Here is a 13,970-nt window from a genome sequence, read left to right on the forward strand (position 1 = left end):
GTGGGGCAGGGGGATCGCATCGATCCGGGCGGGCTCCGCGGACGCCTGTTGGCGTTGCCGGTCAGGAAGTTCTCGTCGCCGGGGTGGGTGATTCCTGCGGTGCATTCGAGGTGATGTTATTTAGCTTATACTATAATATATTTAGCATTTGATAAATAAAAATCAGCTTGTTTAGCTGTAGGTTTATGCATAAATCCTAATCTATGTACGATCGGCAGTGAATGGTTTAACCATATGGATCGTCTCGTTCGCCTGCAATCCATGGGAATTGACAACGAAGCCTCCACGATGCTGCGGGAATTGCGCCCTCTGGTGGCCCAGCACATCGACGGTATCCTCGACAAGGCTTTCGAGTGGATCCTGAGATTTCCCGAAGTCCAGAAGGTTTATGCAACGATTGACCTGAAGCAGGCGAAGGCCGGCCAAAAAGAGCATTGGCTGAACGACATCTTTGCCGGCGAATTTTCTGAAGCACAATTTCAGCATTCAATAAAAATCTGCGAGGCACGACAGAAAACTGGATTATCATTACGTTGGTATTTTGTGTTCTGGTCGATGGTTTCCAGCAAAATATCTGAAGTGATTGCCAAGAATTTTTATAAAAAACCCGATCATCTTTCAAAGTTATTATTTACGCTCAGCAAGACCGTATTCTTCGATATCGAAATATTTACCGCGGTCTACATCAATGCGGCCGAGGGTAAGGCTACCGAGCAGTTGCATCGTCACGCCGATGCCTTCGAAAGCCAAGTATCCGGCCTGGTGAAGGGCGTGAGCGCGTCGGCGACGCAGTTGCAGGGCACCGCCCAGGCGATGAGCCGGATCGCGGAGCATTCCGCCACCCAGGTGCAATCCGCCCGCACCGCGGGCGACGATGCCAGCAACAATGCCCAGAAGGTCGCCGCCGCCACCGACCAGCTCAGCAGTTCGATCCATGAAATCACCCGCCAGGTCGAAAACGCCACCCGCATCGTCAACAATGCGGTGACCGAGGCGGAACGGGCCGGATCGCTCGTGAAGGGGCTGGTCGACGGCGCCAGCCGCATCGGCGATGTCATCACCCTGATCAAGGGCGTGGCCTCGCAGACCAATCTCCTCGCGCTCAACGCCACGATCGAGGCCGCCCGCGCCGGCGTCGCCGGCAAGGGATTCGCCGTGGTGGCAAGCGAGGTGAAGGGCCTCGCCAACCAGACCTCCAAGGCCACCGACGAGATCTCGGCGCAGATCGTCGCCGTGCAGACAGTGACGGAGAACGCCGTCGCCGCCATCACCGGCATCGGCAACGTCATCCAGCAGGTCAGCGACATCACCCGGGCGATCACCACTGCCGTGGAGCAGCAACGCCTGGCGACCGACGGCATGGTCAAGGACCTGCGCGTGGTGGTGCGCAGCAGTTCCGCCGCCAACGAGAACATCCGGTCCGTGCACCAGGCGATCGGCGAGACCGGCACCGCCGCCCAGCAGGTGCTTTCCGGCGCCAACGACCTGTCGACCCAGTCGCAGCATCTCAGCACGCAGGTCGAGCAGTTCCTGGCGGCCGTCCGGCACGTGCGGTGACGCCGGCCGCCGTCCGGGCGAGGCGTGACCCGGCCTGGCCGTGAGATCGTCGATGGTGGCAGGCACCTGCGCATCGGTGCCGCCGAAGCCCATGCCGATCATCGCCCGCTTCGCCTGATCCACCCGGCCCTTGCCGTGCCGCACGGCGCGAATGGGGGGCAAGGGCCGTGTGGCGGTCACGCTCCCGCGTGCCTGCGCACGAAGCGGGTCCAGGGTGGGCCCTGGCCTCCTGCAAACGGCTTATCCCCACGCTTATGGGGCGCGTTCCAGCGCCTCGGACAAGGCGCGCGCCTGTGCGTCCCCCGGCGCGAGGGCCCGCAGCAGGCGCGCATAGCGCCGTGCCGTTGCCAGGTCGCCGCCGTCGCGGGCGATGGTCACCAGGCCGATCAGCAGATCCCGGTCGGAGGGATGGGCCTGCTGCGCCTGTTCCAGCACCGCGATCGCCGCCGCGCGGTCGCCCGCGGCGTGCAGGGCCACGGCGTAGACATAGGCGTAGCGCGCATTGTTCGCGGCGAGGTCGTGGGCCCGCCGCAGCGCCGCCAGCGCATCCGGCCGTGCCTGCCGGCGCACCAGCGCGAGCCCGAGCGCATGCCAGGCATCGGCGTTCTCCGGTTCGATCAGCACCGCTTCGTGCAGCCGCGCCACCGCGTCCTGGTCACGGCCGCGCAGGCGCGCGAGGTCGGCGAGATTGACCAGCGCCGGCACGAAGCGCGGATCGAGCTGCAGCGCCGTGCGACAGGCTTGCTCGGCGGCGTCGGGCTGGCCGCTGCCCAGCAGGACCAGGCTGCGGGCCAGGTGTGATTCCGGCAGATCGGCATCGACCGCCTCGGCCTGATCGAGGTCGCGAAGGGCCCGTGCCAGGGCGCCACGCGATGTGTCCGGCAAGTACGGAGCAACGGCGGCGAGGCCGCGGGCGGCTTCCACCCGCACCGCCCGCATCGGGTCGTCCAGCAGCGGCGCCAGCACCGCCAGCGCGGCGCGCGGGAGCGGGGCGGGGGCGGCCTGCGCCGCGGTGGCGCGCAGCAGCGGGTCGGGATCAGTGGCCGCGCGGGCGAGGCCGCGGGGCGGGACGCCCCCCGGCTGCGCGCGCAGCAACTCCAGTGCGGTGGCGCGGACGATTGCCGGCGCGTCCGGTTGCCCGAGCAACGCCTCCAGCCGGGGCGCGGCGTCGGGGGCGTCGGTGCGGCCGGCGAAAACGGCCGTGCCGAACTGCGGCTTCGTCTGCCGCCCCTGGGGATACCAGCCGGAGATCGCGCGCGCGGCCCAGGCGGGATCGCGGCCGGCGTGGCATTGCGTGCAGGCATCCGGCGTGCCGAGCGCGGACGCGAGGTCGGGGCGTGGCACCCGCAAGCCGTGGTCGTGGCGGAGATGCACGACCATGTAGGTGCGGCCGGGCATGTGGCAGGCGACGCATTGTCCGCCGGGTCCGGCCGGGTCGTGGTGATGGTGCGTGGCGGCGTCGAAGCGGGTTGCCAGGTGGCACTGCGCGCAGACCGCATTGCCCTGGGCACGCAGGCCGAGACCGTGCGGCTCGTGGCAATCCGAGCAGGTGACGCCGGCCGCGTGCATGGCGCTCTGCACGAACGAGCCGTATTCGAACACCTCGCCCTCGATCTGCCCGTCCGGGAAATAGACGCCGGGACGCAGCAGGGTGGGGAGAGCGACATCGAGGAAGGGCGTGCCTGGCGGCGCTGCTTCCACCAGCAGGTGGCGCCTGGCATGGCAGGGCGCGCAGGTGTCCAGTTCCGTCGGCGCCCGCTTCGCCGTGCGGCGGGCGATGCCGCTGGTCGGGTCCATCTCCCAGACGCCGCCATCGGTGGGGTGCAGCGGGTTGGCCAGGCCCTTCTGCGCGTCGGGGCCTCGCGCGGCGCCGGGCGGCTGCCGCGCCCAGGCCAGATGGCGGGCTCCGGGGCCGTGGCAGGCTTCGCAGGCGACGTTCATCTCGGCGAAGGTGGTGGCGTAGCTGTTGGCGGCGAGGTCGAAGTTCTTGCGCAGGTCGGTGGCGTGGCAGGCGGCGCACTGGTGGTTCCAGGTCTGCAGGCGGCCGGTCCAGTGCAGCGGGTCACCCGGTCGCGGCGGATGGTCGGGAGAGAGGTGGAACCAGCGCTGCCCGCCCTGCGCGCGGGGGCGGCTGTCCCAGGCGATGCCCAGTGCCTGCAGCCGGCCGCCGGGCAGGGGAATCAGGTATTGCGGCAGCGGATAAACGCCGAGGGTGAAGGCAACCGGATGATCCTGCACCGCGCCGTTAGCGCCTTCGGTGCGCACCATGAAGCGTCCCGCCTCGCGGTGGAAGAGCGTGGTGACATCGCCCAAGGTGAAGCTGCTGTCGTTGAAATTGCCGAGCACGGTGGCGGCGGTGGCAGGCTGCGTCGCCTGCGCGTGATGCGAGGATTTCCAGGCGGCGGCCTGTGCGGGGTGGCATCCGGCGCAGCCTTGCGCGCCGACGAAGCCCGCGGGCCCGTCGGCGTGGGCGACGAAGCCCGGCGCAAGCAGCAGCAGGGCCAGGGCGGCGGTGCCGATGGCATTCATGAAAGGATCATCCGTGGCAATGCCCCGCCTGCCCTTGATCCCAGGCGGGCGAACCAGCCGCGCACACCGCTGCGGGTGGTGTTGCCGATGCCGGGACGATGCGGGCGGGTCTCGCCAGGTTCGGCGTCTCCTGCTGCATGAATCGGCAGCGTGACACGCCGTCGCCGACGGGATCAATGCCGTGCGAGGGGGGCCATCGGGTACCAGTGCGGCCTGGAAGCGCGCAAAGCCGACTCCCCGGCGGATCGTCCCCCTGGCATAATGGTTACGCATTCCTGGCCCGGATGAGGCGCCGCGGGTCGGGAGAGGAAATGTCACAAAAATACGCTTTGTTTCATGTAAATTGTTATTGACACATAAATGGATGGTAATTTACCGTTCACCCGTGCTTCGAACCGGCGGCGGGATGCCGGGGTGGCGATGTGATCGCCGGGCGTGTGCCGGGCGGGGGATCCCGCCTCAGGCCTGTCACGGGTTCGCGGCAAAGGTGAAATTGTAAGGACGCAAGACGATGGCAAACAGCCTCTCTGGCCTGACCGAAGACGAAGCCAAGGAATTCCACGAACAGTTCAAGACCACCTTCTCGGCCTTCCTCGGCGTCGCCGCGGTTGCGCACCTGCTGGTGTGGATCTGGAAGCCCTGGTTCTGAGCTGAGGAGAGCATACCCATGGCCAATCCGCAGGACGACTGGAAGATCTGGCTGGTTCTGAACCCGAAGATCTGGCTGCCGGTGATCTGGATCGCCGCCCTGGTGGTCGCGATCGCCGTGCACTTCGCTGTCGTGTCGCAGCCGAAGTTCAACTGGATCAACGGCTCGGCGCCGGTCGCCGCGCCGAAGTAAGGGACGCTCCGGCGTCTTCGCCATAGTGGTGGACAGGGCCTCGGTCTTGTCCGCCATGTGGCTGTTTTTCCTATTGAAATTAAGAATATCCAATGGCCCGCACCCGGCCACGCATTGGCCTGCCTGCGGCGGACTGCAGAATCAACGATGGAAATTTGTTTATTTTATAAAAATACGCCATTTAAACCGTAAAATCATATTGACACCTGAAATCGAGTTAATCTAGCTTCCACCCGCGTTCCAAACTTCGGGCGGGACGACAGGCGAGGCGATGCAAGCGCCGGGCGTGATCGCCGGGCGGGCTGTCCCGCAACGACCCGCCGCGGGGATCGCGGCAACGATTGAAACTGCAAGGACGTGAGACAATGGCAAACAGCCTCTCCGGGCTCACCGACGACGAAGCCCAGGAATTCCACAACCAGTTCAAGACCACCTTCTCGGCCTTCCTCGGCGTCGCCGCGGTTGCGCACCTGCTGGTGTGGATCTGGAAGCCCTGGTTCTGATTCGCATTCTGATCTGAGGAGAACACACCCATGGCCAACCCGCAGGACGACTGGAAGATCTGGCTGGTTCTGAACCCGAAGACCTGGCTGCCGGTGATCTGGATCGCCGCCGTCGTGGTCGCGATCGCGGTTCACTTCGCCGTCGTGTCGCAGCCGAAGTTCAACTGGATCAATGGTCCGGTGAAGACGGTCGCCGCGAAGTAACGGCCCGTCGGCATTCTTCCCGCAGGATGGCGGGCAGGGCGGTGGCCCTGCCCGCCATTCGTTTGTGGCGATGGATCAGTCGCGTGGGGCTGGCATGGTCTTGGTCGGGCGCGCCGCTGCGCGGCGAACGTCAGACCTGTCGCCGGGCGGTATCAGTCCGCGCCGGGCGCATCTGCGAAGATCGGCTGGTGCTCAACGGGGAAGTTGACCGAGCGTGCGATGAAGCACATCTCGTGCGCCTTGTGGTGCAGGGCTTCCGCCCTCGCCCGGTCCGCGCCAGCGGCGAGCGTGACACGCGGGCGCAGCACGACGCGGGTGAATTGCCCCGCGCCATCGGCCTGTTCCCGCATCGTCCCCTCGGCATTGTCTTCATAGGCCGTGACCACGATCCCGGCCTGGGCACAGAGGCCGAGATACCAGAGCTTGTGGCAGGCCGAGAGGGAGGCCAGCAGCAGTTCCTCGGGATTCCACCGGGCCGGATCGCCCCGGAAGGCCGGGTCCGAGGACCCTTCGATGTCGGGCTTGCCGGCGGCCGAGATCCGGTGCGCCCGGCTGTAGGCGCGGTACGAGGCGGTTCCCTGGCCCTCGTTGCCTGTCCAGATCACGCTGACGGCATAGGCGTGCTGCTTGTCGGCCATGTGGCCACCTCCCGAAAGGGGTGCCCGGGGCGAATCGATGTGCGGGCGCCCGCCAGGCAGGATAGCAGGTCAGGGCCGTGCGATTCCGGCGGCGACGGACCCGCATGCCCGGTACATTTTTCCCGTGTCCTGATCAGCCGATCATCGAAACGTTCCCGCAGGCTCAGGCGGCCCGGACACCGTGAAGGAAATCGCGCACCGACGAATTCAGCTTTTCGATTTCATGATTCAGGGTCTGGGCGGATTGAAGAACACGCCGGGACCCCGTGCCGCTTTCGGCGGTGGCTTGATCCACCTGATATTTTGGTGGTGTTAAACACCCAATAATGAATCATTTTATTATTAAGGCGATAGCAGTCGCCCTTGATCACGCTGCAGGCCCGGATCGAGCTTGCCTGCATTGAAGCCTGCACGGCCGCTGCATGCGATCCGCATTGCATGCAGCGGCTGAAAGCCGATCCGGACATTGCCTGACGAAGCCGCAGGCTGCATCGTTGCGGCGTGGCGGGCCGGGGAAATGGCCCGGCCCGCCGGCATGAAGGTCACTTACCAGGGCAGCTCGCCTGCCTCGTTGGCAAAGGCGCCGGTGGGGCCTTCATCGTCGAGCAGGGCGAAGTTGATGGCGACCACCGCCGCCTGCTCCGGGGTGCGCGGCCCCATGAAGTTGGTGGCCTCGGTTGCCGTGTAGCCCGGGCAGATGGCGTTGACCTTGATCCCCTGCTCCTGCAGCCGCGCGGCATAGCTGAGGGTCAGCGCGTTCACCGCCGCCTTCGAAGCCTGGTAGGTGGGCATGGCAAATTTCGCGTATTCCCACTCCGGGTCGGTGCGCAGCCCGAAGGAGGCAAGCTCCGAGGAGACATTGACGATACGCCCCCGCTTCGACTGCGCGAGCAGCGGCAGCATGGCCTCGGTCAGCCGGGCGGTGCCGATGACGTTGACCTCCAGGGTCCGCTGCAGGCGTTCGGCCACCGGCAGCGACGGATCGGCATCGAGCGCGATGCCGGCATTGTTCACCAGGATGTCGAGCCGGCCGTAATCGCGCCTGACCAGGGCGGCCAGGGCCTCGGTGCTGACGTCGTCGGTGGTGTCGAGCTGCACCGGGCGCAATTGCACCCCCTCCGCCAGCATCCGGTCCGCCGCCGCCATGCCGCGGCGCAGGTCGCGGCAGCCGAGCAACACGTGCACGCCCCGGCGCGCGAGTCCGGCGGCGATGGCGAGGCCGATGCCGCGGTTGGCCCCGCTGACCAGGGCGATCGTCTTGTGCAAACCCATGATGTGTCGACTCCGGACGTCACTCCGGCGTCGTTTCGCCGGAGAGCTTGCGCCTGCAAGCCGACGTTTCGTATAAAACCTCAACTTAACTTGAGGTCAAGGGGCATTCGGGTGGCCAGGACCGCGACGCCGTCGAGGATGCTGTCGGTGGGCGAGGTGGCGCGGCGCAGCGGGGTTGCCGTTTCCACGCTGCATTTCTACGAGGCGAAGGGGCTGATCGCGGCCAGCCGCAGTGGCGGCAACCAGCGCCGTTACGCGCGCGACATCCTGCGGCGGATCGCCATCATCCGGGTGGCGCAACGGCTGGGCGTCTCGCTGACCGAGATCGCCGGGCTGCTGAAGCCGATCCCGGCCGGGAAGACCCCGACGGCGGCGGATGTGCGGGAGATGGTCGCCTCCTGGCGGACGGCGCTGCAGGAGCGCATCGACGGGCTGACCCGGTTGCGCGACCACCTGGACGGCTGCATCGGCTGCGGCTGCCTCTCGCTGGAGGACTGCCCGTTGCGCAACCCCTCCGACCGGCTGGGTGAGGAGGGCAGGGGGCCGGTGTTGCTGCAACGTCCCTGATGACCCGGCGCCGCCCGCGCGTCTACAAGGCCGGCAATGCCAGCGGAGGGGGTGCCCATGAAGTGACCGGAATCTGTTGGAGACTGCCATGACCAATCCCTCGGGCCGGCTGCGCATCGCCGTGCTCTTCGGCGGGTGTTCCGCCGAGCACGATGTCTCGGTGCTGTCCGCGACCAATGTGCTGCGTGCGCTGGACCCCGCGAAATACGAGGTCGTGCCGGTGTTCGTCACCCGCGACGGCCGCTGGCTGTCGAGCCGGTTCGAGGGCGGTGTGCCGGAAACCCCCGAGGCCGGAACGGAATTTTGCCTGGTGCCCGGCGGGGCGGGGCGGATGATCGCGATCCCGGAGGGCGGCGCCCCACGGGAGGTGGCGGCGATCGACCTGCTGTTCCCGGTGCTGCACGGCCTGCCTGGCGAGGACGGCGCGGTGCAGGGCCTGGCGGACGTGGCGCGGGTGCCGCTGGTCGGTTGCGGCATCCTCGGCTCGGCGACCTCGCTCGACAAGGACATCACCAAGCGCCTGCTGCGCGAGGCCGGCCTGCCGGTCGCGCGCGCGCTCACCATTCGTCGCGGCGCCGTGCCGGGCTTCGCTGACGTGCGGGAGGCGCTGGGACTGCCGGTGTTCATCAAGCCGGCCCGGCAGGGATCGTCCGTCGGTGTCAGCAAGGTGGCGACGGAAGCGGAGTACGAGGCGGCGCTGGCGGAAGGGTTCCGCCATGACGGCAAGCTGCTGGCCGAGGAATTCATCCGCGGTCGCGAAATCGAATGCGCGGTGCTGGAAGACCCTGAAGGTGGCCTGTTCGTCTCCCGTCCCGGCGAGATCGTGCCGGCGGCGAGCCACGGCTTCTACAGCTATGACGCCAAGTACATCGACGCCGACGGTGCCGCGCTGATCGTGCCGGCGGCGGTGCCGGACGCGCTGGAGGCCCGGATCCGCGGGGTGGCGGCCGAGGCGTTCCGGGTGGCGGGCTGCGACGGCATGGCCCGCGTCGATGTCTTCGTGACGTCGGAGCCGCGGGTGCTGGTCAACGAGATCAACACCATCCCCGGCTTCACCGATATCAGCATGTATCCGCGGGCGATGGCGGCGAGCGGCATCGGGTCTGCGGAGCTCATCGACCGGCTGGTCGCGCATGCGCTGGTCCGCGCCGCCCGAACCTTCTGAAGGCCTGCCCGGGGCGGACGGGGCCTGATCGCCAGTCTCTCCGGCGTCCAGGCCCCGCGCGATTCCATGCCGGTCTGCCCCGTGGCGCGGAGAGCCGCCTGGCGAAAAGGGGCGCTTCTGCTGTCCCCCGCATGGCTGACCTCAGTTTAATTCGCATTCAAAACATCAGAAAATATATTACTGTATAGTATTGTATTTTTACCCTTTATCAAGGGTATTTCGGTTGGGGAGGCGGCGGTGAGCACGGTCATTGCAAAAAATGGGAACTACACAATTAGTTCTTCATTTGGAACAAGCGTCATGGAGGGCACCATAAGTGGAAAATCCCAAGGTGCCGGTGCGTCATTATCATTTCAGATTGATCAGGTTACGCCGGTCTATAAGTCATTTTATTGGGAAGTGCAGCCTGTTACCGGCTCGACCCAGGATTTCTGGAGTGATTTTTTCTCGAATGTCGTTGGTGGCGAGCCGGCGGACCAGTTTGCATTGTCCGGCTTCGGAACCACCGCCTCCGTCGTGCTGAATGCCGATTCCCTGAAGGAGTCAGACGAAACCTTCAGGATTTCGTTCTACCGTTCCGCCCTGGATCCGCATAACGGGGTTGCACCGGAGATCAGCGCCACCTTTACGGTCATTGATGACGATAGCAAGTATGTCATCCCGGTTATTCGTGGCGGCCAGCAATCATATGAAGAGCCAACGAAATACTCCGGTCCGGTTTCTTACCTGCAATACCAGTTCCTGGGATCGGCCTCGGCCGAGGTGGTCGCCGGGGGAGATGCCAACGATTTCTTCAATCTGCTCGGTGGCGATGATGCCGCCAATGGCGGAGGCGGCAACGATGTCCTCGATGGCGGCACGGGATCGAACTTCCTGACCGGAGGGGCCGGCCATGACGTGTTTTTCCTGGATGGCCGGGGCGGAACGACGACCTGGGCCACCATCACCGACTGGGAAGCCGGAGAGGAACTTTCCATCTGGGGCTGGCACCCTGGCGTGAGCAAGGCAACCTGGGTGGACAATGCCGGAGCCGCCGGCTGGACCGGCGTGACGATGCATGGCGACCTGGACGGCAATGGGACGATCGACACGTCGGTGACCTGGGCGGGGATGACACGCGCTCAGTTGCCTTCTCCTTTTGAGTTCGATGGGCTGCTCTGGTTCAAGTAGACGCCCTGGAACACGCGCCTGGGCGCTGTTGGGGGCGCCAGGCAGCCCGGACCTGTGATGCCGCCACGTCGCCTGCGACCACGCAGATGTCAGAAAAAAATGACATCAGTCTATGTAAACATTCATTGACATACCGGCGGGACTCTCGTTTTGTTTCAAACTGGTGGAACAAACCGGCAGGTGACACGGTTGGTCTGGGTCATCGACTTTCGGGTTGTTTCGCGCAGACCTGCCGCGAGGTTCGCGGCAGGGGTGAAACTGGAGGAACCGAGACCATGGCAAACAGCCTCTCCGGGCTGACCGACGCGGAAGCCCAGGAATTCCACGAACAGTTCAAGACCACCTTCACCGCCTTCCTCGGCGTGGCCGCGGTGGCGCACCTGCTGGTCTTCGCCTGGAAGCCCTGGTTCTGATCTGAGGAGAATGCATTCATGGCCAACCCGCAGGACGACTGGAAGATCTGGCTGGTTCTGAACCCGAAGATCTGGCTGCCCGTGATCTGGATTGCCGCCCTGGTGGTCGCGATCAGCGTTCACTTCGCCGTCGTGGCCCAGCCGAAGTTCAACTGGATCAACGGCCCGGTGAAGACCGTCCCGGCGAAGTAACGCCCGCCCGGCAGGATTTCGCGACGGATGGCGGGCAGGGGCGCGGCCCTGCCCGCCGTTCCATCCATGGAAAACGTGACTGGCCCGCGACCGCAGGAGCGGCGAAAAATTTTCGGCAGGCACGGCAAGCCGTGCAAGTATTATTCGATATATATTTCTAAATGGCACCCGATCGTGGTGCTTGCGACTTACCTTTATACGGCATCTACTTCGGGTTATGCCGCGATCGTCGCCAACCATACGATCCCGCCTGTTCACCCTGGTGCTGGCCCTGGTGGTGCCGATGATCGCGGTGTCGGCCGGGGGCGCCGTCCTGCTCTGGAAGCTCGACGCGGCCGCCACGGAACGGGACGCGCTTCACCAGGCCCGGGCGCTGTCGGCGGCGGTGGCACGGGAACTCGGCCTGGCCCAGGCAATGTTGTGGACGCTGGCGAGCTCGCCGCACCTGGAAAGCGGGGACCTGCGGGCCTTCCACGCCCAGCTCCAGCAGGTCCCGCGGCCGGAGGACGCCCGCATCGTGCTCTCCGACCGGTCCGGCCAGATGCTGGTCAATTCCCACGTGCCCTTCGGCACGCCCCTGCCGCGCCGCGGCGACCTGGGCATCAGCGAGCGCGTCTTCGCCACTGGCCGTGCGCAGGTGTCCGACCTGTTCCGCGCTGCCATCCTCGACCAGCCGATCATCGCCATCGACGTCCCGGTGATGCGCGGCGGGCGCGTGCTCTACGCCCTCGACATGGCGCTTCCCGCCACGCTGCTTGATCGCGTGCTGGCCCAGCAGAAGCTGCCCGGCGAAGGGGCGATCGCCACCCTGGTCGACGGGCAGCGGGCGATCGTGGCGCGCACCGTCGCGATCGCGGAGTATCTCGGGCGGAGGCTCACGCCGGAGATGCAGCGCAGCATCGCCACCGGCGAGGCCGGCACCATCCGCTCGGTCAACCTGAACGGCGAGCGCGTGGTCGGCGCCTTCACCCGCGTGCCGGGTTGCGCCTGGGTGGTGCTGCTCGGCACGACCGAGGCGCTGACCCGGGTGGCGCTGTGGCATTCCCTGGCCATCGTCTCCGCGCTCGGCGGCGGGCTGCTGCTGCTGGGCCTGCTTGCCGCCTGGTACCAGTCGCGCCGGATCGCCGGGGCCATCGACCGCCTGGCCACCGCCCCGGTCGCGCCCCGTGGCAGCGGCCTGCGCGAGGTCGACGCCGCCGCGCGCGGCCTGGCCGAGGCGCGCGCGGTGCGCGACCGGGCCGAGGCCCGCCGCGCCGAGCGGGAAGCGCAGTTGCGCACCGTGCTCGAGAACATGCCGCTGGGCGTGCTGCTCGTCGACGCGCCCTCGGGGCGGATCATGATGCGCAACCGCCGTGCCGGGGAAGTGCTGCGCGTCACGCCGGGTCCTTCCGCCGGGGGGGAGGCCTGCTGCGGCTGGGAGGGCTACGACCCGGAGGGGCACCGGCTGCGGGCGGAGGACTACCCGCTGGCGCGCGCGCTGGCGGGCGAGGCGGCGCCCTCGCTGGAGATCCGCTTCCGCCGTCGTGACGGCAGCCTGGCCTGGTACCGCTCCACCGCCGCCCCGATCCGCGATCCCGCCAACGGCGTGGTGACCGGCGCGGTGGTGGCGCTCGCCGACATCGACGCCGAGCGCCGCGCGGTGGCGGCGCTGGCCGAGAGCGAGGCCCGCTACCGCGCCCTGGCCGGCAGCCTGGAAGTGCGGGTGCGCGAGGAGACGGAGGCCCGCCAGGCCGCGCAGGCGCGGCTGGCGCATGCGCAGCACATGGAGGCGCTGGGCAAGCTGGCCGGTGGGGTGGCGCATGACTTCAACAACCTGCTGCAGGCGGTGCAGGGCAGCGCCGCGCTGATCCGTGCCCGCCCGACCGAAATTGAGCGGGTGCGCCGCTTCGCCGGCATGATCATCGCCGCCAGCGAGCGCGGCAGTGCCATCACCCATCGCCTGCTCGCCTTCTCCCGCCAGGAGCAGTTGCGCGCCGAGGCGGTGGACGTGCCCGCCCTGCTGGCCGGGTTGCGGGAGATCCTGGCGCATACGCTCGGTGCCGGCATCGCGGTGCGGGTCGAGACCGATTCCGGCCTGCCGCCCTTGCTGGCCGACAAGGCGCAGTTGGAAACCGCGCTGGTCAACCTCGCCGCCAATGCGCGCGACGCCATGGCGGGGAAGGGCACGCTGACCCTGGCGGCCGCGGCTGTGACGGTGGCGCCGGACGACGCGGTCGCCCATCCGGTGGCGCTGCAGGCCGGCGCCTATGTACGCCTTTCGGTCGCCGATACCGGCGAGGGCATGGACGCGGCGACGCTGGCGCGGGCCAGCGAGCCGTTCTTCACCACCAAGCCGCTGGGCAAGGGGACGGGGCTTGGCCTGGCCATGGTGCGCGGTTTCGCCGAGCAGAGCGGCGGCGGCCTGCAGATCGACAGCACGCCCGGCCGCGGCACCGTGGTGTGGCTGTGGTTTCCGGCCGGCATGGAACCGGCGCCGGCGGAGGCCCCCGCGGGACTGGCGCCGCGGCGGGCGACGCCCGCCCCGCAGGGGACGGCGCGGCTGCTGCTGGTGGACGACGAAGCCGGCGTGCGCGAGGTGCTCGCCGAACAAATGCGCGAGGCCGGCCATGCCGTGCTGGACGCGGCGGAGGGGGCCACGGCGCTGGCGCTGCTGGAGGCGGGGGAGGCGGTGGACCTGCTGATCACCGACCTGTCCATGCCTGGCATGGACGGGGCGGAGCTGATCCGGCAGGCACGGCGGCGCCGGCCGGGGCTGCCGGCGATCCTGCTGACGGGCTTTGCCACCGAGGGGGCCGGGCCGGTGGCGCAGGGGGGCGGGGACGGCGACGTCGTGCAACTGCGCAAGCCGATCCAGGCCGAGATCCTGGCCGGGCGGGTGGCGGCGCTGCTGGATCGCGAGCCGGCCCTGCGCTGAGGGGA

Annotated in this window: 14 protein-coding genes; 11 read left to right on the forward strand and 3 right to left on the reverse strand. The window is 67.3% G+C overall.

The annotated features are described in order from the left end of the window. The first annotated feature begins 234 nt into the window (after positions 1–234). Positions 235–1,557, forward strand: a complete 1,323-nt coding sequence (locus tag NBY65_RS19405; protein WP_150040209.1) for a globin-coupled sensor protein — start codon at positions 235–237, stop codon at positions 1,555–1,557. Positions 1,558–1,809: 252 nt separating this feature from the next. Here NBY65_RS19405 and NBY65_RS19410 read toward each other — a convergent pair whose 3' ends face one another. Further along, the gene (locus NBY65_RS19410; protein ID WP_162530489.1) at positions 1,810–4,086 is read right to left on the reverse strand and encodes a tetratricopeptide repeat protein; all 2,277 of its coding nucleotides are present in this window, start codon (positions 4,084–4,086) and stop codon (positions 1,810–1,812) included. A gap of 511 nt (positions 4,087–4,597) precedes the next feature. Here NBY65_RS19410 and pufB (NBY65_RS19415) point away from each other — a divergent pair. From pufB (NBY65_RS19415) to pufA (NBY65_RS19430), 4 genes are all read left to right on the forward strand, one after another. Beyond that, a complete protein-coding gene (gene pufB / locus NBY65_RS19415) occupies positions 4,598–4,735 on the forward strand; it encodes a light-harvesting antenna LH1, beta subunit (protein WP_150040207.1) in 138 nt (45 codons plus the stop codon). 18 nt (positions 4,736–4,753) lie between these two features. Next, the gene (gene pufA / locus NBY65_RS19420; RefSeq protein ID WP_150040206.1) at positions 4,754–4,927 is read left to right on the forward strand and encodes a light-harvesting antenna LH1, alpha subunit; all 174 of its coding nucleotides are present in this window, start codon (positions 4,754–4,756) and stop codon (positions 4,925–4,927) included. A gap of 365 nt (positions 4,928–5,292) precedes the next feature. Next, positions 5,293–5,430 (forward strand): light-harvesting antenna LH1, beta subunit, encoded by a 138-nt coding sequence (pufB, locus tag NBY65_RS19425; RefSeq protein ID WP_150039467.1) that lies wholly within the window; start codon positions 5,293–5,295, stop codon positions 5,428–5,430. Positions 5,431–5,460: 30 nt separating this feature from the next. Then, a complete protein-coding gene (gene pufA, locus NBY65_RS19430) occupies positions 5,461–5,634 on the forward strand; it encodes a light-harvesting antenna LH1, alpha subunit (RefSeq protein ID WP_150040205.1) in 174 nt (57 codons plus the stop codon). A gap of 152 nt (positions 5,635–5,786) precedes the next feature. Here pufA (NBY65_RS19430) and NBY65_RS19435 read toward each other — a convergent pair whose 3' ends face one another. Further along, positions 5,787–6,272: an OsmC family protein gene (locus NBY65_RS19435; RefSeq protein WP_150040204.1), complete on the reverse strand. Its 486-nt coding sequence runs from the start codon at positions 6,270–6,272 to the stop codon at positions 5,787–5,789. Between the two features lie 546 nt (positions 6,273–6,818). Continuing rightward, the gene (locus NBY65_RS19440) at positions 6,819–7,544 is read right to left on the reverse strand and encodes an SDR family oxidoreductase (RefSeq protein ID WP_150040203.1); all 726 of its coding nucleotides are present in this window, start codon (positions 7,542–7,544) and stop codon (positions 6,819–6,821) included. Between the two features lie 111 nt (positions 7,545–7,655). Here NBY65_RS19440 and soxR point away from each other — a divergent pair, with 111 nt between their 5' ends. The 6 genes from soxR (at position 7,656) to NBY65_RS33880 (ending at position 13,965) form a co-directional block, all read left to right on the forward strand. Further along, positions 7,656–8,111 (forward strand): redox-sensitive transcriptional activator SoxR, encoded by a 456-nt coding sequence (gene soxR, locus NBY65_RS19445; RefSeq protein ID WP_456312177.1) that lies wholly within the window; start codon positions 7,656–7,658, stop codon positions 8,109–8,111. A gap of 88 nt (positions 8,112–8,199) precedes the next feature. Continuing rightward, on the forward strand, positions 8,200–9,276 hold the full coding sequence (locus tag NBY65_RS19450) for a D-alanine--D-alanine ligase family protein (protein ID WP_150040202.1): 1,077 nt from the start codon (positions 8,200–8,202) through the stop codon (positions 9,274–9,276). 237 nt (positions 9,277–9,513) lie between these two features. After that, on the forward strand, positions 9,514–10,446 hold the full coding sequence (locus NBY65_RS33875; protein WP_150040201.1) for a hypothetical protein: 933 nt from the start codon (positions 9,514–9,516) through the stop codon (positions 10,444–10,446). Between the two features lie 275 nt (positions 10,447–10,721). Continuing rightward, positions 10,722–10,859 (forward strand): light-harvesting antenna LH1, beta subunit, encoded by a 138-nt coding sequence (gene pufB, locus NBY65_RS19465; protein WP_150040200.1) that lies wholly within the window; start codon positions 10,722–10,724, stop codon positions 10,857–10,859. 18 nt (positions 10,860–10,877) lie between these two features. Beyond that, positions 10,878–11,051: a light-harvesting antenna LH1, alpha subunit gene (gene pufA, locus NBY65_RS19470; RefSeq protein ID WP_150040199.1), complete on the forward strand. Its 174-nt coding sequence runs from the start codon at positions 10,878–10,880 to the stop codon at positions 11,049–11,051. A gap of 217 nt (positions 11,052–11,268) precedes the next feature. Further along, a complete protein-coding gene (locus NBY65_RS33880) occupies positions 11,269–13,965 on the forward strand; it encodes an ATP-binding protein (RefSeq protein ID WP_150040198.1) in 2,697 nt (898 codons plus the stop codon). Positions 13,966–13,970 lie beyond the last annotated feature (5 nt).

It is taken from the genome of Rhodovastum atsumiense (genome assembly GCF_937425535.1).
Classification (GTDB): Bacteria; Pseudomonadota; Alphaproteobacteria; order Acetobacterales; family Acetobacteraceae; genus Rhodovastum; species Rhodovastum atsumiense.